Here is a 21,538-nt window from a genome sequence, read left to right as displayed (position 1 = left end):
ATTTAGGCCTCCAGAACCGCCACGATTTCGTAGGTGTTCGGATCCACGATTACGATCTGCTCCTTGACGAGGATGTACTTGTACCTGCGCCATTCCGGATAGATCGTCACCACTCGCTCCGGCAGCGTATGGAAGGTCACGTCGCGCGGTACCTTAGTGCCGACGGACACCGAGAAGTTCACGTTCGTCACCGGCTGAACGCGGGTCTCCTTGATCGCGCTGGTGATCTGGGTGCGTTGCTCGGTCGAGAGCTTCCCGGCAGCGCCAGCCTGGCCCGTCGTGGTCGTGTCTTGGCCCGCAGCTCCGCCCTGCTGCTGAGTCTGCATACGGTCTTCCTTGCCCTGGGCCTTCTGGTCCTTCTGAGGCGTAGTCTGCTCGCGGCCTTGTGTCGTGCTCTGATCACGCTGCTGCGTCGTGCTCTGATCACGGCCTTGGTCACGTTGGGTCGTGCCCTGGCCGGTCGTCTTCTCACGATCACCTTTTTGTTCGGCCTTCATACCGCCGCGGTCCTCCTTGCCCTCGGCTTTCATGCCCTTGTCTTCGCGGCCTTCCGCCTTCATGTCCTTGCCGCCCTTCATCTGGTCTTCGGTGCGCTGGCTCTTTTCAGCGCCCATCGACTTCTGCTCGGACTTCATGTCGGACTTTTGTTCTGTCGAGCCACCCTGCTGGGTTGCGGCACCGCCCGACGGCGATTCACGGCCCATTCCGGTTCCCTGCGCATTAGCGAAACCGGTTCCAGCGATCAGAGTCGCCGCGGCGACAGAGATCAAAACGCGTTTAGTCATGGGGTCTCTCCTCCACGGTTTGCATTGCCCTCGGCGATTAACGAAAAAGGAGATTATGACGTTCCTGGGTGCGTCCCCATGCCTCGAAATCCCAGCGCCCCTCATGTGGTGGAACAACGGTTCCAGAATCGGCTTATCTTTCCACGCTGGTGCACAAGCGAAATGGGAGAGAGTCCATGTCGATCAGTACGATTATTCTAATCATTTTGGTTATTGCCTTGTTGGGTGGCTTTAGCGGCATTGGCGGCGGCCCATTTTATGGGACCGGCTACTACGGCGGCGGTGGACTGGGCCTCGTAATTGTTATCCTGCTGATTTTGATTCTGCTGGGCAGAATTTGAATCGTTTCGGGCAAGCTGTTGCAATTTACCGGCACGGACAGGTTTTCTTCGGGTTAGCACCATCGAGGACCGCCGCGGTCGTTCCTGGCGCATTTAGTCCGCCTGCCAAATCCAGTCGCAGCAAAAACCGCCTCGCACGTGTGGCAAGGCGGTCTAAGGACACCGAGCGAGTTGCGTTTGTTCTAACCGCGAGGTTCAGGGCAATGTCGAAAACCAATCATCAACGTTCTTGCGGGCCTGATCCTTGGCGTAGCCGTAGCGCTTTTGCAGCCGACCTTCGAGCTCATCGCGCCGGCCGTTGATGGCGGTCAGGTCATCGTCCGTCAGTTTGGCCCAGTTCTGTTTGACCTTGCCCTTGACTTCGTTCCAATTCCCTTCGATTCGGTTCCAGTCCATGATGGATCCTCCGGCTTACGTGAATCCGCAACGCTTAGAGCAGCGTCTCGTTCCTACTCGTCGCAGCCGCGGAGTGGCGTGCAATCCGGGAAATGGGGCGTCCGGAGGAGAAAGAACAGTTTTGGGGCGGACGAAAAGAAGCCCTGAATTCAGCACAGAGCTTTCAGAACTCCGAACTAAGGCGCGCGAGTATGCAGCCCATAATCTTCTCAAATATTTCGCCCTTCAGTGCAGTGCCAACAGGTGTCTGGGAACGATTCTCCGTTCCAGGCGTCGATCTTCTGCGTTGCCGTGGAGAGCTCAGATGATCGGTGGTATCGATGGCCCAAACAAGCTCAATCAGGCCAGAGGCCGTTCAGGCGGCTACCCAGACGGTCAAGGAAACCACTCAGTCCGCCAACGCCGTCGAAGCAGGCCGGCACCCAGGTGCGCCTCTCGACCGCTTGGCGCGTTGGACTCAAGAAGCGCCCCTACACGCAGTCACTATAGCGTTCTTGGTCGGTGTTCTGGTCGGGCGCAGATAACTAGCCAATGCATTCAATCGGTCTGCCCGGGGTCGGATTTTCCCGCAGGGGACGATCCTCACTCACAAGCTTGCACGAGCGGCCGGTACGCTCGCGCCATCCGGTGCGCTGAGAAGAGCTCTTCGAAACGTTGGCGCACTCGCGCGAGACGATGAAGCCAGTGAGCTGCCTAATTCGTACGGCAACTTGCGAGCGAAGGCTGGCGCGCGCCTTCATCTACTAATGGATTGCATTGCCAGGACCAACGTCGCTGATAGCAGCGACGAAAGGGCGAGCAATGTCCAATCCGGTCTCGCGCTTCCTGCTGCTATCTGTCCGAGCAGCAAAATTCTATCCGCTTTATCATTCGTCCCTGGGAAGCCGGTCAAGATAGGCGATTCCAGAACACGTGAGTTCTTCAGTCTCGCTTTGGCTGGCCTCCAACCTCTCTCGCAAATGGCGCTCCAATAGGCATCGTCGACCGTCCGCAACGTCGACGTCGCGATGCGTCGCCAGATAGACGGTCCAAGCCGTGTCGACCGCCTTTCGAAGAACTTCATCGACCATCCTCCAACTCCAATAAGTGTGACCCACTGGGAACCCTTAGCGTGCTGCGGCATCGCCGCGTGCATCTTGGCCGACTGCCGCGTGACCTGCAGCGAATCCGGTCGGAAAGCCGGATGCCGGAAATCGGCACGTCCGATTTGACAGCAACTCAAGTTGTCTTTGGAAGTTTCCCATTTTTCCCGGTGCGTCAGAGGTTCAACGGCAACAGATATCGCAAGTTGGAACCTGTCGGGGCGGCGCTCGCGCGACCCGGGATCGACTGAAAACAAACGTCAGGGTCGCCCGCAGAATTCAACTAAGGACTTGCCCGTCGAGCGGTCGCGCGAAATCCTCTGCCTGCTCGTTCTCGCCTTCCAATTCAGGATCGCGGTGGCACGACTTCGATCGAGTCGTGTCCAATCGCATTTGAGCATGCGCATTGTTTCGCCGAGCGGCATGCACCCCACGGCAGAGCTCGATTTGGTCGGGTCGCAGCTCAGTCGCCACAGTAGCTGAGAGCGCCAAGGTATCATGCGATCGGGATCAACACGTTTCGAGCAGCTCCATTACTCGTCCAATAAGCGCGATGAACAAATGTTCATCTAGTTCAACTTCTCGACCAACCTCCAGCCGGAGAAACTTCTTGGCGCTTCCAGACTTATTGCATGGGAAAAAATGGAAGAAGCGTCCTGGAGGGGCGCTGATCAACTTTTCCTGTGCCGTTGCAAGTTTGCGGAGTTTGTAAAATCCGACGAGGCCGCGTTCCCGCGCTCGAGAACTGTAGGGCGACCCTTCGATGTCTATGCTCAGCTCCGCCGTTCAACGGTCCACTCTCGGGCTTCATACGCTCGAACAGTACGAGCCGCTCATCGGCGCTGCGACGGTCGAGCGCATCGCGGCGAAGGCGGATCGGGTGCGCACGATGCGCGTCGCCCATATCAGTTCGACATTCTACGGCGGAGGCGTCACCGAACTGCTCACGCCGCTCACGCTTATGATGAATGCGACCGGCATCGAAACCGACTGGCATTTGATTCAGGGAACGCCGGGCTTCTTTGGCTGCACCAAGAAGCTGCACAATACGCTGCAGGGCACCAGCCTGGAGTTTTCCGACGCTGAAAAGACGATCTACGAAGAGGTCGTGTTCGAAAATGCCACGCGGCTTCATCTTGACGACTGCGACGCAGTCATCGTGCATGATCCTCAGCCTCTGCCGCTCATCACGCATTTTTCCGATCGGGAAATGCCGTGGCTCTGGCAATGTCACGTCGATCTGTCGTCGCCGCACGCATCGGTTTGGACTTATCTGCGCCAGTTCATCGAGCAATATAACGCAACTATCTTTTCGCTGCCCGAATACGGTCAGCATCTCCAGGTCGGTCAGCATTTCGTCACCCCGGCGATTGATCCGTTCTCGGCGAAGAACCGTGAGATGTCCGACCGCGAGAGACGGGAATTCCTCGGCAACTACAAAATTCCGACAGATCGTCCCCTGGTAACGCAGATTTCCAGGTTCGATCGGTGGAAAGACCCGATGGGCGTGATTGAGGCTTTCCGCAAGGCGAGAGAGCAGGTCGACTGCACGCTCGTGCTCGTCGGCAATAATGCCTCTGACGATCCCGAGGGCGGACAAATCCTCGAGACGATCGAGAGCGTCGCCGATGAAGGTATCATTGTTCTCAGCGTCGACGATCCAACCCTGGTGAACGCACTGCAGCGCTCTGCCGCCGTGGTCCTGCAGAAGTCGATCCGCGAGGGCTTTGGTCTCACTGTCGCCGAGGCAATGTGGAAGGGCGCCGCCGTCATCGGCGGCGACGTCGGAGGCATCCGGCACCAGATCAAGGACGGATGGAACGGATTTCTGGTGAGCACGCCCGATCAGGCGGCGGCGAGAATGGTCGAGCTCTTGAAGAATCCGAACTTGCGGGAGGAGCTCGGTGCGCGCGCGAAAGAAAGCGTGCGGCAGAACTTTTTGATGAGCCGATTATTGGAGGATTGGCTCGACCTGCTGTCCAAACACGAACGGCCGGTGGTTTGACGGTTTGGTTCGATCTCGATGGTAGAAAGCCCATGCGGATTGCCCAGATAGCGCCTCTGGCCGAAAGCGTCCCTCCCAAGCTTTACGGCGGCACCGAGCGCGTGGTGGCGTGGCTGATCGATGAGCTGGTGAGCCTGGGACATGAGGTGACATTGTTTGCCAGCGGGGACTCGGCAACGTCAGCCCGGCTTCATGCGGTCTGGCCTCGGGCGCTTCGCCTTGGCCGCCCGCGGACCGACCCGATGGTTGCCCAGACCGCGTTATTGGAAGCGGTAGCCCGCAATGCAACCGAATTCGATGTCATTCACGCGCATATCGATTGGCTGCACCTGCCACTCCTGAGCCGGCTCGGCGTTCCGTTTCTAACCACCTGCCACGGGCGCATGGACTTGCCTGGCTTTCCGGACGTGGTCCGCAGCTTTCCCGACGCGCCGTTCGTTTCGATATCGGACAATCAGCGCGTTCCCCTAAGCGAGGCCAACTGGATCGGCACCGTTTACCATGGCTTGCCGGCCGACCTGTTTCGACCTTCGTTCGAGGCCGGCTCCTACCTTGCCTTCCTGGGCCGGCTGACGGCGGAGAAAGGACCGGAAGCCGCCATCCGGATCGCACGCGGTGCCAAAATGCCGCTTCGTATCGCCGCAAAGGTCCCACGCGGCGATAGAAGCTACTTCAAGGAACAGCTCGAGCCGCAGATCGATGGCGAGCAGGTGCAGCTCACCGGCGAGGTCAATGATGACGCGAAGCAGCAATTTCTGGCAGGCGCTGCGGCGCTGTTGTTTCCCATCGATTGGCCGGAGCCATTCGGGCTCGTCATGATCGAGGCCATGGCGTGCGGCACGCCCGTCATGGCGTTCAAGTCAGGCTCGGTGCCCGAAGTCATCGACAACGGCATTACCGGGTTTGTCGTAGCGGATGAAACAGAAGCGGTCGAAGCGATCGGAAGGCTCGCCGAACTCGATCGAAGCCAGGTGCGCGGGCATTTCGAGAAGAGGTTCACCGCCAGGCGCATGGCGGAAGAATATCTTCGCCACTACAAGGCACTGATTCATCCTGATGTGAGCGAAGTTCATCCCGGCATCAGGCCCGCCTTGGTTCCCTCAGTGCCCGATAGCCGTCCGGCCCCGTAACAGGCAAGCGGCCGCTAGTCTCCACGTGCGTGCCAACCATTCCGGCCCCGCGGATAGCAAAAACGGCCATGTCGCTCTGACGTCCAGCAGAATTACGAAACCGTCGCGGTAGTCCATCAACAACTTGAGGATACGCGAGGTCCGCGCGCCGTTCGCCTGCTTCGGTGCAGGAACCAATCTGCAAAACGGGGGTTGGAAGGCAATTGCGATCAGAGAGAGGGCAGCCATGCTGAATTTTCCCCGCCCTCCGTTTCCAAACCAACAGCAGCCGATGCCCGGCAAGACTGCCGCGATGAAGCCGGCGCCGGATCATGGCGAAACGTCCTACAAGGGCAGCGGTCGCCTCAACGGCAAGAAGGCCGTCATCACCGGCGGCGACAGCGGGATCGGCCGCGCGGTTGCCATCGCCTACGCCAGAGAGGGAGCTGACGTCTTGATCTCCTATCTCGACGAGCACGACGATGCCCGGGAGACCGAGCGGCTGGTGACGGAAGCCGGCAGAAAGGCCGTCCTGCTTCCCGGCGATCTACAGACCTCCAGTCAATGCCGCGTCGTCATCGCGAAGGCCGTATCGGAGCTGGGCGGTATAGATATCCTCGTCAACAACGCGGCGCATCAGGCCAGCTTCAACTCGATCGACGACATTAGTGACGAGGAATGGGAACTGACGTTTAAGGTGAACATCCACGCGATGTTCTATCTTACCAAGGCAGCGATAAGCCACATGAAGCCGGGTAGCTGCATCATCAACACGGCGTCGATCAATTCGGATGTCCCCAACCCGACGCTTCTGGCCTATGCAACGACCAAGGGCGCGATCCACAATTTTACGGCGGGACTGGCGCAGCTTCTGGCCGAGAAGGGCATTCGTGCCAATGCGGTTGCTCCGGGGCCGATCTGGACGCCGCTCATTCCATCCACCTTGCCTGGGGACTCCGTAAAGAACTTCGGCAAACAGGTCCCGATGAAGCGTCCCGGTCAGCCCGTCGAACTGGCGACCGCTTATGTCATGCTGGCCGATCCCCTTTCAAGCTACGTATCCGGCGCGACGATTGCCGTCACCGGCGGCAAGCCCTTCCTGTAAAAAAGGCGTCCCGCCGGCTCCTTGAGGCGCCGCCAAGTCCCCATTCCCCCCGGACCGGCGCCCGTGCTGAGTCAGGCGGCGTTCGACGCCTTGATTGTTGACGCCCTTCCGAAACGCGATGGTATTAAGCTTCGTGTTCGCCGCCTTTTCCTCATTGAGGTTGGTGGTCAGGAAACGCACGATCTCGTCATGGCCGAGTTCCTCGTCCTAGGCTATCAACGTCCCATATCGGCAGCTCTCATAGTGATCGACGGCCCAAGCGGCGGCGACGGTGGCAGATCAAGTATGGCCCTGTCCTTCGATTCGCCCGCGTCCATTCGAGGCCTGTCCGCTAATCAGCTCGTATGCACGCTGATGTCCATGATGGCTCGGAGCACCACACGCTCCAATCAGAGGCCGGATACATTGATGCAAGATCGCATCTGCCAGGTTGACGAAACCTCTTGCAACGCGCGGCCGGACCAGACATTGGGGTCATTCGCGTCGGTTTGGCCGCATCACGGCGACTTCCGGTCTACCCCGGTGAACGTACAGTCTCAGGATAGGCTGGCATGTCTCAAAGGTGCCAGGTCCGGACGCGAGCAGCGCGCCCGTCACGATGGAGTCGATACCGGACTCGTGCGCCGCTAAAAGTGGCTTCGTTAGCTCGGTCAGATGTTTATCTGCTGATCATGTAACCACCGACGAGCATGAGGCAAATTCCCAAGCCCTTTTGTAGCATCTTCGTGCGATCTAGCGATTCCTTGGCCACGCGAGGGAAAAACAGGGTCAACACGATACCGAATGCAAAGACGAAAAGTGGCTGGAACGAATTCACGAGAAGAACCAATGCGACGGGCGCCAGGAGAGTCGCGTAAAGCGTGACGGCTTCGCTGACACTGAACAATGTTTTGCTCAGTGCGATGAGGCCAACAGCGGCGACTTTCGATTGCTGGAATAGGTCGAGAAAATCTCTGCGGTAACTTGGAACGATGACCAGCAAAGCCAAACCGGTCATCGTTTGGCCGACGAATCCCCATGAAAGCGAAACCCAAAAACCCTTGTCCACGGCGATCAGCTTGAAAATGACGCCATTGACCGCACTCAAGAAAGAAGCACCCAGCATCAGTGCCACAACGTTTCGCTTGAACCGCATTCCCCGCCGACCAGACTCAAACGACAATGCAAGTGCACCAACAATAATAACGAACGAACCCAATCCTTGAGCAAACGTGATCGTTTCACCGAGGATAAGATAGCCGAGGAAGTAAGCAAAGATGGGCACCGTCTGATAAAAAGGTGTGACGAAAGATGCCTCATCGATGTCGAGTGCGTAGAGATAGAAAACACCGGCGAAGACGCTCGACACCCCGGTCGCGACAAGCGCAGTTCCTTGAACGAAGCTGACGTCGTCCACGTCCGGCTGAATGAACAACAGGATCGGGATTACCGCGCCGCTGAACAGCGAAGAGAGTATGACAATCGATCCGATACTTTTCTGCTCGAGGTATCTCGACAGCAAAAACTTGTCGTTGTGATTGGCGCAAGCAAGTAGGAATGGCGCACACAGGGCGATGAAAAACCAGCTCATAATCGACACTTCGCCAGAAATTGCCTTCAGTTCTGCCATGGCGGAGGCTGTGGCTGATTCCGATTGACGGCCCACTCGTGCGTTCTACCGCGTCAGAACCGAACCCCAAGAATTCTGCGATGTTGATCCTATTCTTTTCCGGACTCTCAAGCCTAGCATTTGCGGCCCTGCCGGGCGATGCGGCGTGGCATTCAGCGTCTGCGAAAACTCGATCGCATCGACGCGCCAGGTTCCGAACGAGAGGCAAATGGGGCGCGCCCACCTCGATCCGGGGAACCTAAGCGAAGCAATTAAATTGTTTTGTCGTCTAGAGTCGGTAACTGCCATGCCGATGATACAGAAGCGGAATTCGATTAGTCCTGCCGATCTCGCAGGCCGCCCACTGCGGGAACAGACGCTTGGCACCGAACGACGAGGGCCTTGGTCAATGTTTCGCGGTGTCAGGACCACGCCCTCATGCAACACCGCGGATATCAGGTCCTTCTTTGATCGATGTGCATCAACAGGATCTCCCGAGCAGCACGGTGATCCGCAACGACTGCTCGAATACCGACTCGCGCTTGTGCGAAACTTGGCTCGAATCCGGCCCTCTGATGTGGTGCTGGACCTCGGTTGCGGCAACGGCCATCACCTGTTCGCCCTTGCCCCTGAAGTAGCTCGTGGCATCGGGATTGATGTCTCGCCGGGCATGATCGCATTGGCGCGCGCTCGTCTTCGGAACTCAGCTTGGAAAGCCAACCTTACGTTTGACGTGGGCAACGCCGAGGAGCTGAACGGAATCGCAGACGAGTCCGTCGATCTGGCGATTTGTATCGGTGCGTTCGAGCATATGCTAGACAAGCGAGCGGTGTTGGCTGGCATCTATAGGGTGCTGAAGATTGGTGGCCGTTTTTTCTGCCTGACACCGAATGCCGATTACGTTTGGTATCGGGCGATAGCGCCTGTGTTGGGGTTTGACACCAAACATCTTTCCAGTGACAGAATACTGACTCGCGAAGAATTTTCCGTGCTGCTGGCTCAAGCTGGGTTTCGCCGCAGTCGCTCTGTTCCCTGGACGTTTATTCCCAAAGGAGACGTGCCCGCCCTCGTTGCGCGACTGCTCACCATGCTTGATGTGATCGGGCGACACGCTCGATTGGGTTCTTTTCGCGGCGGCCTCTCACTATGCGCCTGGAAGGAAGCGAAACCTTCCTAGCGGCGCGGCGAAAGGAATGGCGCCATGAAGAGGCATATTGTTCGGCTTGCGGCTTGCGCAAATCCGTCTAACCTTACGCAACCATCGCCGGATCCGCACCGTGCGCACGTTTCCATGCAATGAACTGCACGTTGCGTTCGCCGTGCCGGGCGATTTAGCCACGCCGACCGGAGGTTATCGCTATGATCGACGCATCGTCCAGGAGCTTCGGCGGCTCGGATGGCGCGTCGATGTCGCCAACATAGGCGACAGCTTTCCGTTCCCGAGCATCGCGCAGCGCGCGAGCGCGCTGGCGATACTGTCTGCGGTGCCGGCCGGCTGCCCGATAGTCCTCGATGGGCTTGCGTTTGGGACCCTGCCAGAGGCCGGCGCGCTCCGATCCCGCACACCGCTCGTCGCGCTGGTGCACCAACCGCTTGCTCTGCACGCCGGTCTAGACAGAACGCAGGCAGACGTGTTCCGCGAGAGCGAGCGCGCTGCGCTCGCCGCTGCCGCGCAGGTCGTGGTCACGAGTGAGGCAACCGCCCGGATTGTGATCGCTGATTACGACGTCCCGGCTCAGCGCGTCAGCGTGGTCCGACCGGGTAATGATCCAGTTCCGTCAGCGCCTGGCAGCAAGGATGGGGTCGTTCGGCTTCTCTCGATTGGCTCGGTGGTACCGGACAAAGGATACGATCTGCTGATCGCTGCTCTGGTCGCGCTTGCCGACAAGCCCTGGCGGCTGACGATCGCGGGTGACCGGACCCGCAACCCGACCGCCGCCGCGCAGCTTGACGCCGACATCGAGGCCTACGGCCTCAGCGACAGGGTCGAGGTGCTGGGCGCCGTGCCGCCTGAGCGCATCATCGAACTCTATTTGGCATCCGACATATTTGTTCTTGCGTCGCGTTTCGAAGGGTATGGGATGGCGCTCGCCGAAGCGATCGGGCACGGTCTTCCGGTCGTATCTACCAGAGCGGGCGCAATCCCCGATACAGTGCCGGCGGAGGCAGGGCTGCTGGTGGCTCCGGAGGACACGGTCGCATTGGCGCAGGCGCTGCGCCGTCTGATCGACGATCCGCCTGAACGGCGGCGGCTTGCCGCGAATGCTCGCACGGCAGCGGCTCAGCTCCCCACTTGGCAAGATTCCGCCCGACTGTTTGCCAGCGCAATCGAGACGATCGGCTAAGAGTTGGGGGCACGTAGATCCAGCTTGCTCGGTGAGCGCGCGCACGTCGCAGTAGCAAGGAGGGTTATGGCTTCTCATTCGCCGGCGGGCGGTGCAGACTATCGCATGTCAAGCCGCCGAGAAGTCCAGTTTGAGATCTTAGAAAATGGCTGTTAGTGCGAATGCCGATATCGCTTCGGCCCTATGGTATCGCGGTCCCGGACAGGTCGAAATTCGCCGGGAAGAGATGGCTCCGCCCGGCGCGGGCGAAGTACGCGTGAAAACCATCTATAGCGCAATCAGTCGGGGCACTGAATCACTCGTGTTTGGCGGGCGCGTACCCGTCAGCGAATTCGAGAGGATGCGCGCGCCCTTCATGGCGGGTGATTTTCCCTTTCCCGTCAAGTACGGCTACGCCGCCCGTCGGAAGAGTCGAGGGCGGCGAAGGCGGCTTGCAGGGTAAGAACGTCTTCGCGCTCTTCCCACACCAGACCGCTTTCAACATCCCTGCGAGCGCAGCGGTCGCGCTTCCGGAGGACGTGCCGCCGCGACGTGCAGTGCTGGCGGCCAGCATGGAAACCGCGCTCAACGGCGTGTGGGACGCTGCACCGGCACCAGCCGACCGCATCGCTGTCATAGGGGCTGGCGCGGTCGGTTCTCTCGTCGCGTATCTGTGCGGGCGGATTCCTGGTACGGACGTCACCCTTGTCGATATCAATCCAGGCCGGGCGAAATTAGCAGGAACACTCGGGGTTAGTTTCGCGGAACCCGGGAAAGCAAGGGGTGACTGCGACCTCATCGTTCATGCCAGCGGTTCGCCCGACGGACTACGAATGGCGCTCGAACTGGGCGGAGACGAGGCTACTGTGCTCGAGATGAGTTGGTATGGTGACGCGGCAGTGACCGCAATGCTTGGCGGCCCCTTCCATAGCCGCCGGCTTCGGCTGATATCGAGCCAAGTGGGGCGCGTAGCTCAATCGCACCGTCCGCGCTGGACGTGCGTCCGCCGTCTTGCGGCCGCCATCGCACTGCTCAATGATCAACGGCTCGATGCATTGCTAGCGCCGGCGGTTGCGTTTGGCGATTTGCCGCATCAACTGCCGGGAATTCTCGACGCCAAGACCGGCATACTCTGCCAACCCGTCATCTATTCGTAAGGAGCTGCCTTGTTTACCGTCGAAGTTCGCGACCACATCATGATCGCTCATTCGTTCCGGGGCGCGGTTTTCGGGCCCGCGCAGACGTTGCACGGGGCGACCTTCGTAGTCGATGCAGCCTTCATCGCGGACACCCTCGATAACAATGGAATTGTTATCGACATCGGCCGCGCCCACAATGCGCTTAAGGCGGTGCTGGTGCCACTCAACTACCGCAATCTCGACGACGTGCCCGAGTTCAAGGGTAGCAACACTACTACGGAATTTCTGTCCAAGTATATTTTCGACGAACTGGCGAAGCCGGCCCGAGCTGGCGAACTCGGCCGTCCCGGCCGGGAGCTCAAGGCCCTGCGCATCACGCTCTCGGAGTCACACGTCGCCCGCGCGCAGTACGAGGCACCCTTATGGTGATTACGTCGTCTTCGCCGTGCCCGTCAGCTCCGTGTGTGAAAACGAACCGCTATCCGCCCCCCGAAATCGACCACTGGCTGGCCAGACGAAAGCCGCAGTCAGTAAATGCGCTTCAGCGTTGCGCGTAGGTCACGTCGACTTCTTTGCCACACCGAGCGCCACGCGCTGAGCCGAGAGATCGCAATCAAACAGAACATCATCCTCGATCATGTGCACGCGCACTGGCATACGGTGAGCTTGATCGGCCCGCTCGAGCGGCGGCAACTGGATGCCAGGACCACCGGCGCCCAACATGACGGGCGAAACGGTGATATGCAGGCGATCGAGACACCGGGCCGCGATAAAGCGCGAAACGGTATCAGCGCCGCCCTCGATCAACATGCGGCGCATCCCTAGCCGCGTCAGCGAGGCTACGATGGCGGACGGAGCTATATTTCCATGTTCGGCCGGCAAGGTCACAACTTCAACGCCGGGAGGTGGCGTACAACGTGTGCCCTCTGCCGTGATTAGCAGTCGGCGAACACCATCATCGGCGAACAATCTCGCATTGGCCCCAAGGCGGCCTCTTGGATCAATCACGGCGCGCGCCGGCTGAGGGCCAGCTACTTGTCTGACCGTCAATTGCGGGTCGTCAGCGACGGCCGTGCGAACGCCAACGACGACAATGTCGACGAGCGCACGCAGCCGGTGAAGGTGCTCAATGCCAGCCGGACAATTGATATACTTTGAATGGCCAGTAGCCGTCGCGATGCGTCCATCGAGCGATTGGCCGACCTGCCCTACGATCACGAGATCGTCCACTTCCCCGTTACGCAACGGACCAAACAGATCCGCCCAGGCTCGAGGAAGGGGCTGCTGCCCTCTACGAAAACGCTGGACAAAGCTCTCCCATGCATCAGGAGACGCGAATTCACGGGTGCGTAATTTGCCAAACTGCACGGCAGAGATCAAAATTCGGAACCTGTGAACGATCAATGCTACTATCGACCACTCGGCCGCAAAAATCCATCTGATTCCTAGCGGAATGATTCAGGACTTTCGGTGTTCTACGAACGCGCCCGGTAAAGAAGGTCACCCGCGAATGAGCGCCGCGCATTCGTCTGCAAATTCAGCCCTGCTTGGCAACAAGGAATGCCTCAATGTCAGTCGCGCGTTAAGCGAGCTGCAGGCGCGAAGACCGATTCGTATTAGCGCACCTGGCGAATCCTTGCTCGCGTTGCCCGTCGACGGGCTTGACGAACAACGCCTGGATGATTTTGCGGTCCTGTGCAGTCCGAACGCGCTGAAACTCGTCGTCACGCAACAGCGAGCGCGCTCGATCGGCATCAAGACATCGACCGCAATGGCGTTACCACTTTCCCGAGCAGTCGGCGTGAGCACCATCTTCAACCTCGCTGCCAGCGCCAAAAACGAGGGGCATTTTGCAGGAACGGCGGAGGCTGCAAGTCATGCCGCCATGGCGGCAATCCGGCTCGCTAAATTGAGCCGCAGCCTTCCGGCGGCTCTCGTAGCGGACGTGCTGCCGAACCTCGACGACGACCTGATGCAGTTGATCGCTACGGTCGAAGCGGACGGGGTCAATCGGTTTGCCGCGGACGCGACGAATACACTTGCGCTCGCGAGCGAAGCAACGATTCGACTGGCGTCGGGCAGAGCGGCTCGCTTTGTCGTGTTTCGGGATGCTCTCGGCGTGGACCAGGTCGCCATCATAGTCGGAAAGCCAGATTTTACCCAACCGGTGCCGGTTCGGCTTCATTCGGCATGCTTGACCGGAGACGTGTTCGGCTTGCGGCGATGCGACTGTGGCGACCAGCTTCGGCTGGCCCTCGCTCATCTAGAAAGCCTCGGCGGCGGCGTCATTCTATATATGGCGCAGGAAGGCCGCGGTATCGGCCTTGCGAACAAGATGAGAGCCTATCGACTGCAGGACGGCGGGCTCGATACGCGTGATGCCAACACGATCCTCGGCTTCGAAGACGATGAGCGCGACTATGGCGTTGCTGCGTTGATGCTGCGAACCCTGAACTGCACGCGGATCGTCCTGCTCACCAACAATCCGGCCAAGCTCGATGGGCTCACAAAAGCCGGAATCGAGATCGCTGCCCGCGTCGCGCTGGAAGCGCCGGTCATCCCCCACAACAAGCGGTACCTAACGACGAAGGCGGTACGCTCCGGTCACCATCTCAGGGGCGATCTCCAGCCGGACTGCCGGAGTGAGCGCGGGGATTGACCGGCCGACGAGGTAATCGAGAGAGCGGCTGTCTGCATTTCGCGTATGGGTCCGCGCCCATGATCCGGCCGCCCCAGATGACCTCACGTTTCTTGGTGCTCATGGCTGGCAATTACAGCGTCGCCAAAGCCCCTGAGCAATCCACGAGACCTAGCTGGCTCATCGGGCCTGCGCCGCTTTACCTTGGTCAAGCGCATCACTGCGCGCCCTGCCAGCGGTAAATTAGGAAGGCGCACAACAATGGCTTGGTGTTGCGTTTCGGTAACCCATGCTCTGCTCACAAACGATAAGTTCGGTCGTTTTTTGGGAGATAGACATATGGATGTGTATTTTAACACCAGACGTGATCTGCTCGTTGTGAAGAAGGGATGCCCGATACCGCCTGTTGCGACGCTGGGAAAATGGCGCAAGAGCAAGAAGAGGGTTGTCAAGGTCAGCGATGAGATTAGGTCAGCGCTTCAAAGGCAGGGCTACTACATGCGAAAGCTGAGAGACTTGCGTACTGATCGAGACTAGCGGGAACCATCTATCGCGGCAGTTCTCCACATGTGCAATCTCTACAGCATCACCACAAACCAAGAAGCCATCCGCGCGTTCTTCCGCGTGATGAATCGCTATGTCGGCAACCTACCGCCGATGCCGGGCGTGTTTCCCGATTATCCGGCGCCGGTCGTGCGCAATTCGGGCACCGAACGCGAGGTAGTCATGATGCGCTGGGGCATGCCGCCACCGCCGCGCACTGGCGGGCCGCCGGTTACCAATATTCGCAATACGTCGTCGCCGCATTGGCGAGGTTGGCTGAAGCCGGAAAACCGTTGCTTGGTGCCGTTCAACAGTTTTGCCGAGTACGCACCTGAACCCAATCCGGAGACGAAGAAGAAGGACGTTGTTTGGTTCGCGATCAATGACGATCGGCCGCTGACCTGCTTCGCGGGCATCTGGACGGAGTTCAAGGGCGACCGCGGCACGAAGTCGAAGCCGATCCCCGGTCCACACAACGTCTATGGATTTCTCACCACGTCGCCGAACGCCGTTGTCGAACCGATCCATCCAAAAGCTATGCCGGTCATCCTGCAGACCGACGAGGAACGAGACGTTTGGATGAGAGCGCCGTGGGACGAGGCCAAGGCGCTGCAGCGACCGATGCCCGACGATGCGATCAAGATCGTTGCACGCGGAGCTGACAAGGAGGACAAGGCTGCTGCATGAATGTTACGCTGCCGTCCGACGGGGCAATTCGACTATTTCGGAGGCTGTAGGCCGGGTGAGGTCAGCCACTCGTTGATATGAGAGACAGTGTCAGCTTGCCTTGCCTGCAGCTCTAATCGCTCACGCTCGATGCTACCCGGGGGAAGAGCTTCAGCCTGTGCCCTGATCTCGTTCGCACGTTCGGCGAGACGCTCTTCAAGAGAACCGGTCTGTTTAAATCGACGGCGCTTCATCATGATCTCCGTCCCTGCTACCTTATAACGGTTGCGGCAACATCACGGTTCGGATTTGAACCCGAAGGGCTTCGCGTTGCGGCATTCACGATTGAGCGAGCGATGCGCTGATTTGTTTCTGTCGGCCACCGGACAGACGGGGTGGAAGAAGCGATGTGTAATTAGCGATGGGGAGGGGACCGCATGGCTAAAAGCGTAAGCGCATCAAAACACACGGTGACCTTTGAAGAGCTGCTGGCGGAAGAGGCGAATAAATTTAAAGAGGCCGCGGAAAAGCAACCTGCCGGAAGCACTGCCAGGGAATTGCTTTTGCGGCGCGCCCGACAGGCCGAAAAGCCATCTCACATCAACGATTGGCTTCGATCTCCCGGACTACAGCCGCCCAAGGCACTAGAAAATTTGGGTTCGATCCGAAAAAGTAGGGCCGAACCCTAGCGGCCTGAACTGGCAAGGGGACTGCAAGTGAAGGACTATCAGGCCTCTCTGGAGAAGCTTCGGACCGATGCGGCTGATCCGGGACCTAGCAACCGATGGGACTAAACGCGAAATGTTCGACCGGCTAGCCAAGCATCTGGGTCAACTGGCGGACGACGTTGAGCGGGCCATGAATGCGAACAGCAGAAGTCGCCCGTGTACCTAACGTCAATCTACCGCGACGGCCATCGGATCACAGGGTGTCATTCGCCCTACCTGCCATCAAAGCGTTCTATAAAAGTAGGGAACCGTTAGGCCGATCCGTGCCTTAACCTCCATTGGAGGTGCTCATGGCAGCGACAAGATCAGCATCGAAGCGGCCCGGATCGCCGATCGGCAAGAAGGGACAGCGCAAAGCAAACCCGAAGTATAAACGCCGCTCGCGCCAGCCGTGGAGCGATAAGGAAATAAAGCAGCTTCGCTCGTTTGCTAAAGCCAACACGCCAACCGGCGTTTATCAGTCTCAAGATGCAGCGTCCTCCCGCGTCGATCACCAGTAAGGCGCAACGCGAGGGGATTTCCCTGAGACCGGTGAACCGCTCACCATACAATCGTCGGAAGACCGCGCGGCGCTAGTGGCGCGTTGACGGGGCTTCGAGGACTTGGCTGATGTCAGGTTCCTCAAGTCCGTCAGCACTGACGCACTCACAGGGCATGCCCGCCCCGCACTGGCAGCCCAGTTCATCGCTCCAAGCCCGCTGGGGATGATTTTCGCATACCCATCCAACTCCGAAGCAGATGGGACAATTATGATTTATTATCACGCGACAATGCTTTGAACGAGCTGGCACGTAGTAGACCTTCCGATGTAATGTCTCGGTACTCGACGTCAGCGAAGAACTTCGGTTCGACCCATGTCGCCTTCGGTTTTCTGATGGGCCGGGTCAGCTTGGACTTGGGACTGACCACCGTATCAAGCTGTTTTCTGATCTGGCTGGAAACAGTGCGAGACCAACCCGTCCCGACCTTGCCCATATAAACCAGTTCTTTGCCTTCCTGTTTGCCGAGGTACAGCGCGGCCACGCCGCTAGGGTCTTTGACAAAGCCGACGACGGGAAACTTGCCCTTGTGCACGGCCTTGATCTTCAGCCAGTTCTCATTTCGCTCCGACCGATACGGGGCGTCAGCCCGCTTAGAAATGATGCCTTCCCAGTTCAACTTGGTGGCATGCTCAAACATCTTCTGTCCGTCGCCGACGAGGTGCTCGGAAAACAGGACCGGAAGTTCGATGTCGTTTTCGCTGAGCAGGTCCAGAAGGCGTTGCTTGCGTTCGATCTGCGGTCGGCTGCGAACCTCTCCGTCGCGCCAGAGGAGGTCGAATGCATAGAAGACCAAACGATCTTGTCTGCCGGCGGCAAGTTCGGCTTGGAGTTCGGAAAAGTTGGTGCGGCCCTCAAGTATGACAACCACCTCTCCATCGATGATGGCTTGACCCGGAATATCGAGGGCGCCAGCAATGACAGAGAACCTTTTGGTCCAGTCCAGCCCGGTGCGGGTATAGACTTTCTTGCGACCGTTGTTGACATGGACCTGAACGCGATAGCCGTCGAATTTGATCTCATGAAGCCACTGGTCGCCCTTCGGCGCCGTCGACCTCAGCGTCGCAAGCTGGGGCTTAATGAACCCCGGCATCTGAATTTGCTTTGGCAATAACTCAACTCACAAAAAAGCCCGCCGGAAAGCGAGCATTCTTGCGCAGTTCTCCGAAATCTCGAACAATCAGGGGGCGTGATCGCTTCTGCCACTACCTTGCTATCAGGGGGCTCGAAGACACTCGGCTGGTTCAAAGGCGTCATGGCCTAATCGCGGATTGCCCGTTTTATCCTCAGGCGCGGACATCGCGCGTTATGGCCGCATGTCCGTTTTGTGGGCAATTTCGGAAGTGTCCCTGCTTGAACAGCAGGTCCGTTATACTCTCACGAACGTCAGGCCGCCCCCGGCTGGTCCGTTCCGTACGGCCTTGAAAAGGGATGGCACCTATTATTGCTGCGACTACTGCGGACTGGAGGTTGTTAGAGTCAGTGTCGGCGACGATAGATCGGAGATGAGCGCTACGGCGGGCGCTTTCGTTGTGAAATGTCCTCCGAAGCGCCAGGAACGACCACGTAGCGGCCGAGTTAAGTCGACAAAACCCGCTGAGGGAAGAAGCCAATGGCCCGCGCTACAGCCCATCCGGATCATCAATGCATCTCAAGTGAAGACATTCAGGGAACCGAGGTTTATGGGGTAGGTGGACAGAACATCGGTGAGATTGATCACCTCATTATCGACAAGGTGTCAGGTCGCGTGGCTTATGCCGTCATGAGCTTTGGCGGATTTGCTGGGTGGGGCGCTCTAACATATGATACGTCGCTTGGTGGTTTTCGAACCAGTATCACCGAGCAACAGCTGAAGGATGCGCGTCAGTTCAGTGACGACTCCTGGCAGGATAGAGATTGGGAAACGCGCACCCATCGGTACTACGGAACGCCTACGTACTGGGAGGGGCGCGGTGGCCTATAACGCTAGACAGCGCTCATTCCCAGTTGGCAATTGAGTCGTTGAAGAACTGGTCGAGCCCCGGGAATCGGTGAGAAGCGGGAAGCAGCCTAGCCCCGATCGGGCAGACACGCCGGGCGTGTATCGCCAATCGAGTCAAGGACGTCCTTGACGGTGCAAGAGCTTCGTTCGGTGAAACGCCAAAAGACGGATCCTGGCACGCGACGATCAGCGCCATCTCGTGGGAATGCGGATCTGCACGGTCCTTCTCCAGTCGTACTCCTCGCGGCCCGTCTCCGGCAGCACCGAGATTGCCCAGCCGCGTAGCGTCTGGAGGGCCGGCCGCCGTTCGTTCTTCATCATCAGCATCGAGATCACTCCTGCCGGACGAGTCCGTTGGCCCATCGCCCGCTCCGGCTGCTAACACAGGGCAGGGCTTCGAACTTGCAAGTCAGCGGCTTCCCACGTGTTCCGCCGCCCTGGGCGCAACGGCAATCAGGGGCGGTCGGCCGTTTTCTTCGCTTGCTGGATCGGCGGCTTGAGGAGGAAAGACGGTTGGGCACGTGGCCCGTGGTTGTGGAATGCCTCCCGCTTGCCAGACAACACGTTGGGATCGGCGCTCTTCGGCTGTTCGGCCACTTTGGCGAGCCGGGCGCGCAGTAACGCGAGCACGGCGGCTTCCTCCGGCTTCAGATTTTCGACAGCGCTCCGAAGCTCGCTCTCGGCTTGTAACTTGATCTCGAGGACCAGATTTCCGTCCATGTAGGCGTTCAGCACCTCCGGATGGATGTAGCACTTCCTGCAGATCGTCGGCGTGTTGCCGAGCCGTGCGGAGACTTTTTCGATCGCGCTGCGAAGATTGCGTTTGGCCTGAGCGGCACTATCGAAGCTCTCAAGTTCGCTCAAGGCCATGGCCGCCAGCACCGTCCCCGCCCAGGTTCGGAAATCCTTTGCCGTAATGTCTTTACCGGTAATTGCCTTGAGATACTCATTCACGTCGGTCGATGTGACATCCTGGCAATTGCCTTGTTCATCGATGTACTGAAGGAGCTCCTGCCCGGGGAGCTCCTGACAGGCCCTAATGATCTTGGCGAGACGCCGGTCTCGTACGTGCAGCGACCATTGTTTGCCGCCTTTACCAGTGAATCGGAAACGGACCTCGTTTCCCTCGATGGCCACGTGCCGGTTCTTCAACGTGGTCAGGCCATAGCTGTTGTTCTGCCTGGCGTAATCGTCATTCCCTACACGTATCAACGTGGTCTCCAAGAGATGTACGACGGTTGCCATAACTTTTTCGCGCGGCAGACCGCGCAATGCCATGTGCTCGTGTACTGTTTCCCGAATGGAAGGCAGGGCGTCTGCAAATGCGACCACATGCTCGTACTTCGTGCTTTCCCGCACCTCGCGGAAGCGCGCATGGTAGCGATATTGCTTGCGACCCTTTGCGTCACGCCCGGTTGCTTGGATGTGGCCATCCGGAAACGGGCAGATCCACACGTCAGTCCAGGCGGGCGGGATCGCGAGTGCCCGTATCCGCTTCAGCGCGTCAGGCTCGAGCCTCGAGCCGTCGGGTCGTGTGTAACTGAATCCCGTCCCCGCCTTCTTGCGCCGAATACCGGGCCGTTCGACGGAAACATAACTCAGGCCCGCAGATTCGGCGGCATCCCGCGGGTCGACGATCGCCTGCGCGCTATCCGGTGGCTCGACCAGCGACACACCGCCTCCTATCCTGCCTCCAAATGAACCTTTCTGATGAAAGGGGGTTCCCTGAGGGGCATAAGCTGTCAGACAACGCCACCCTTTGCACTGGCTCGAAGAGCGGGCGCCGCTGAAGCTATGGCTCGTTTGGTCAATCGGCTCTGCGGTAGCGCCCGCCGTGCCTTCCCGTGGCCGGTTTCGCCGCGCCGCTCCGGCGGGTAGGCTTTGCCGGGCGCTCGGCGGCGACGCTTCGCCGGAGCGCGTCCATGAGGTTGACGACGTTCTCGCGTAACGGCTTGACTGGAGGGGCCTGCGCGGGACGCTTCGCCTGTTTCTTGCGCAGGATGCGCACGAGCGCGCTGCGATAGTGATCCTCCAGCATAGCAGGATCGAAATCGGCCGACTTCGTCTGGATGATGTGCTGCGCGAGCTTCATCATTTCGGGCGGCAGCTTGATCTCTGGAATCTCGCTGAAATATTCCGACTCATTTCGGATCTCGTGTGCGAAGCGCAGCGTTGCGCCGCGGAGGCCGCGGCCCGTCGGCTCGAGTAGAAACGGCCGCTCGCGTGAGGACAGTACCACGCGCGCAAGGCCGATAACGGCCTCTCGGCTCATCGCATCTCGGATCACCGCAAACGATTCTTGACTGATCTCCTCGCGGGGCATGATGTAGTACGGCTTCTCGAAATATCGCGACTCGATCTGCCCGGCGGGAAGGAAGCGCTCGATTTGGATTGTGCGCGTGTTCTGCAGCCGCGGGAAAGTGACGGCTTCCTCCTCCTCGTCTTCATCATCATAGTCCACGGTGCCCTCTTTGGCGGCCTCGTCGTGAAGGCTGGCGGGAACGGTTGGCGGGCTTTCAAGGCGGGGCGGCGCCGACGGAGGTTTCCGAGCGTATTGGGTCCGAGGTGA

General features: G+C 59.1%; 21 protein-coding genes and 1 pseudogene. 13 read left to right on the top strand and 9 right to left on the bottom strand.

Features of this window, described 5'->3' with window-relative positions; genetic code table 11:
* Positions 1-2: 2 nt before the first annotated feature.
* Complete coding sequence (locus V1273_RS18075) at positions 3-785, bottom strand: DUF1236 domain-containing protein (RefSeq protein WP_334410451.1); 783 nt, start codon at positions 783-785, stop codon at positions 3-5.
* A 176-nt stretch (positions 786-961) separates the two neighbouring features.
* On the opposite strand from V1273_RS18075, the gene V1273_RS18070 reads away from it, so the two are divergent.
* On the top strand, positions 962-1,126 hold the full coding sequence (locus V1273_RS18070) for a DUF3309 family protein (RefSeq protein ID WP_108522349.1): 165 nt from the start codon (positions 962-964) through the stop codon (positions 1,124-1,126).
* 195 nt (positions 1,127-1,321) lie between these two features.
* Here the strand turns inward: V1273_RS18070 and V1273_RS18065 are convergent, their stop codons facing one another.
* Entirely contained in the window at positions 1,322-1,522 is a 201-nt protein-coding gene (locus V1273_RS18065) for a CsbD family protein (RefSeq protein WP_057901357.1), read from the bottom strand.
* Between the two features lie 1,845 nt (positions 1,523-3,367).
* On the opposite strand from V1273_RS18065, the gene V1273_RS18060 reads away from it, so the two are divergent.
* From V1273_RS18060 to V1273_RS18050, 3 genes are all read left to right on the top strand, one after another.
* Positions 3,368-4,609 carry a glycosyltransferase gene (locus V1273_RS18060; protein ID WP_334410449.1) on the top strand — a complete coding sequence of 414 codons (1,242 nt, stop codon included), beginning with the start codon at positions 3,368-3,370 and terminating at the stop codon, positions 4,607-4,609.
* 32 nt (positions 4,610-4,641) lie between these two features.
* Entirely contained in the window at positions 4,642-5,739 is a 1,098-nt protein-coding gene (locus V1273_RS18055; RefSeq protein WP_334410448.1) for a glycosyltransferase family 4 protein, read from the top strand.
* A gap of 226 nt (positions 5,740-5,965) precedes the next feature.
* Positions 5,966-6,823, top strand: coding sequence for an SDR family oxidoreductase (locus tag V1273_RS18050; RefSeq protein WP_334410447.1), 858 nt, complete (start codon positions 5,966-5,968; stop codon positions 6,821-6,823).
* A gap of 90 nt (positions 6,824-6,913) precedes the next feature.
* On the opposite strand, the pseudogene V1273_RS18045 reads toward V1273_RS18050, so the two are convergent.
* Both V1273_RS18045 and V1273_RS18040 read right to left on the bottom strand, forming a co-directional pair.
* Positions 6,914-7,134 (bottom strand): annotated as a pseudogene (locus V1273_RS18045) (DUF892 family protein); the annotation flags it as partial.
* 347 nt (positions 7,135-7,481) lie between these two features.
* Positions 7,482-8,432, bottom strand: a complete 951-nt coding sequence (locus V1273_RS18040) for an EamA family transporter (RefSeq protein WP_334410446.1) — start codon at positions 8,430-8,432, stop codon at positions 7,482-7,484.
* A 145-nt stretch (positions 8,433-8,577) separates the two neighbouring features.
* On the opposite strand from V1273_RS18040, the gene V1273_RS18035 reads away from it, so the two are divergent.
* The 4 genes from V1273_RS18035 (at position 8,578) to V1273_RS18020 (ending at position 12,303) form a co-directional block, all read left to right on the top strand.
* Entirely contained in the window at positions 8,578-9,588 is a 1,011-nt protein-coding gene (locus V1273_RS18035) for a class I SAM-dependent methyltransferase (protein WP_334410445.1), read from the top strand.
* A 100-nt stretch (positions 9,589-9,688) separates the two neighbouring features.
* Positions 9,689-10,756 (top strand): glycosyltransferase family 4 protein, encoded by a 1,068-nt coding sequence (locus V1273_RS18030; protein WP_334362597.1) that lies wholly within the window; start codon positions 9,689-9,691, stop codon positions 10,754-10,756.
* A 431-nt stretch (positions 10,757-11,187) separates the two neighbouring features.
* On the top strand, positions 11,188-11,892 hold the full coding sequence (locus V1273_RS18025; RefSeq protein WP_334410444.1) for a zinc-dependent alcohol dehydrogenase: 705 nt from the start codon (positions 11,188-11,190) through the stop codon (positions 11,890-11,892).
* 9 nt (positions 11,893-11,901) lie between these two features.
* Positions 11,902-12,303, top strand: a complete 402-nt coding sequence (locus V1273_RS18020) for a 6-pyruvoyl trahydropterin synthase family protein (protein ID WP_334362595.1) — start codon at positions 11,902-11,904, stop codon at positions 12,301-12,303.
* Between the two features lie 129 nt (positions 12,304-12,432).
* Here V1273_RS18020 and V1273_RS18015 read toward each other — a convergent pair whose 3' ends face one another.
* Positions 12,433-13,278 carry a RibD family protein gene (locus tag V1273_RS18015; protein ID WP_334410443.1) on the bottom strand — a complete coding sequence of 282 codons (846 nt, stop codon included), beginning with the start codon at positions 13,276-13,278 and terminating at the stop codon, positions 12,433-12,435.
* 232 nt (positions 13,279-13,510) lie between these two features.
* On the opposite strand from V1273_RS18015, the gene V1273_RS18010 reads away from it, so the two are divergent.
* The 4 genes from V1273_RS18010 (at position 13,511) to V1273_RS17995 (ending at position 16,949) form a co-directional block, all read left to right on the top strand.
* Positions 13,511-14,533 carry a GTP cyclohydrolase II gene (locus tag V1273_RS18010; protein ID WP_334410442.1) on the top strand — a complete coding sequence of 341 codons (1,023 nt, stop codon included), beginning with the start codon at positions 13,511-13,513 and terminating at the stop codon, positions 14,531-14,533.
* 546 nt (positions 14,534-15,079) lie between these two features.
* Positions 15,080-15,742, top strand: coding sequence for an SOS response-associated peptidase (locus V1273_RS18005; RefSeq protein ID WP_334410441.1), 663 nt, complete (start codon positions 15,080-15,082; stop codon positions 15,740-15,742).
* Positions 15,743-16,158: 416 nt separating this feature from the next.
* Positions 16,159-16,410 carry a hypothetical protein gene (locus V1273_RS18000; RefSeq protein ID WP_334362590.1) on the top strand — a complete coding sequence of 84 codons (252 nt, stop codon included), beginning with the start codon at positions 16,159-16,161 and terminating at the stop codon, positions 16,408-16,410.
* Between the two features lie 329 nt (positions 16,411-16,739).
* Positions 16,740-16,949 (top strand): hypothetical protein, encoded by a 210-nt coding sequence (locus V1273_RS17995; RefSeq protein ID WP_334410440.1) that lies wholly within the window; start codon positions 16,740-16,742, stop codon positions 16,947-16,949.
* Positions 16,950-17,196: 247 nt separating this feature from the next.
* Here V1273_RS17995 and ligD read toward each other — a convergent pair whose 3' ends face one another.
* A complete protein-coding gene (gene ligD / locus V1273_RS17990) occupies positions 17,197-18,081 on the bottom strand; it encodes a non-homologous end-joining DNA ligase (RefSeq protein ID WP_334362587.1) in 885 nt (294 codons plus the stop codon).
* A gap of 519 nt (positions 18,082-18,600) precedes the next feature.
* Here ligD and V1273_RS17985 point away from each other — a divergent pair.
* Positions 18,601-18,951 (top strand): PRC-barrel domain-containing protein, encoded by a 351-nt coding sequence (locus tag V1273_RS17985; protein WP_334410439.1) that lies wholly within the window; start codon positions 18,601-18,603, stop codon positions 18,949-18,951.
* Between the two features lie 204 nt (positions 18,952-19,155).
* Here the strand turns inward: V1273_RS17985 and V1273_RS17980 are convergent, their stop codons facing one another.
* From V1273_RS17980 to ku, 3 genes are all read right to left on the bottom strand, one after another.
* Positions 19,156-19,296 carry a hypothetical protein gene (locus tag V1273_RS17980; RefSeq protein ID WP_334410438.1) on the bottom strand — a complete coding sequence of 47 codons (141 nt, stop codon included), beginning with the start codon at positions 19,294-19,296 and terminating at the stop codon, positions 19,156-19,158.
* Positions 19,297-19,422: 126 nt separating this feature from the next.
* Complete coding sequence (locus tag V1273_RS17975; protein ID WP_334412234.1) at positions 19,423-20,637, bottom strand: DNA topoisomerase IB; 1,215 nt, start codon at positions 20,635-20,637, stop codon at positions 19,423-19,425.
* A gap of 139 nt (positions 20,638-20,776) precedes the next feature.
* Positions 20,777-21,430 (bottom strand): non-homologous end joining protein Ku, encoded by a 654-nt coding sequence (gene ku, locus V1273_RS17970; RefSeq protein WP_334362585.1) that lies wholly within the window; start codon positions 21,428-21,430, stop codon positions 20,777-20,779.
* Between the last annotated feature and the right edge of the window lie 108 nt (positions 21,431-21,538).

Source organism: Bradyrhizobium sp. AZCC 1721, from assembly GCF_036924715.1.
Lineage (GTDB): Bacteria > Pseudomonadota > Alphaproteobacteria > Rhizobiales > Xanthobacteraceae > Bradyrhizobium.
The sequence above is the reverse complement of the archived record's forward strand: the minus strand, read 5'-3'. Positions and strand labels throughout refer to the sequence as shown.

Excerpts from the sequence above, each read along its gene's own strand:
- ligD (WP_334362587.1), bottom strand. The coding sequence starts at position 18,081 with ATGCCGGGGTTCATTAAGCCCCAGCTTGCGACGCTGAGGTCGACGGCG.
- V1273_RS17995 (WP_334410440.1), top strand. The coding sequence starts at position 16,740 with ATGGCAGCGACAAGATCAGCATCGAAGCGGCCCGGATCGCCGATCGGC.
- V1273_RS18000 (WP_334362590.1), top strand. The coding sequence starts at position 16,159 with ATGGCTAAAAGCGTAAGCGCATCAAAACACACGGTGACCTTTGAAGAG.
- V1273_RS18055 (WP_334410448.1), top strand. The coding sequence starts at position 4,642 with ATGCGGATTGCCCAGATAGCGCCTCTGGCCGAAAGCGTCCCTCCCAAG.
- V1273_RS18005 (WP_334410441.1), top strand. The coding sequence starts at position 15,080 with ATGTGCAATCTCTACAGCATCACCACAAACCAAGAAGCCATCCGCGCG.
- V1273_RS17980 (WP_334410438.1), bottom strand. The coding sequence starts at position 19,296 with ATGCTGATGATGAAGAACGAACGGCGGCCGGCCCTCCAGACGCTACGC.
- V1273_RS18040 (WP_334410446.1), bottom strand. The coding sequence starts at position 8,432 with ATGGCAGAACTGAAGGCAATTTCTGGCGAAGTGTCGATTATGAGCTGG.
- V1273_RS18060 (WP_334410449.1), top strand. The coding sequence starts at position 3,368 with ATGTCTATGCTCAGCTCCGCCGTTCAACGGTCCACTCTCGGGCTTCAT.
- V1273_RS18065 (WP_057901357.1), bottom strand. The coding sequence starts at position 1,522 with ATGGACTGGAACCGAATCGAAGGGAATTGGAACGAAGTCAAGGGCAAG.
- V1273_RS18070 (WP_108522349.1), top strand. The coding sequence starts at position 962 with ATGTCGATCAGTACGATTATTCTAATCATTTTGGTTATTGCCTTGTTG.
- V1273_RS18075 (WP_334410451.1), bottom strand. The coding sequence starts at position 785 with ATGACTAAACGCGTTTTGATCTCTGTCGCCGCGGCGACTCTGATCGCT.
- V1273_RS17985 (WP_334410439.1), top strand. The coding sequence starts at position 18,601 with ATGGCCCGCGCTACAGCCCATCCGGATCATCAATGCATCTCAAGTGAA.
- V1273_RS18050 (WP_334410447.1), top strand. The coding sequence starts at position 5,966 with ATGCTGAATTTTCCCCGCCCTCCGTTTCCAAACCAACAGCAGCCGATG.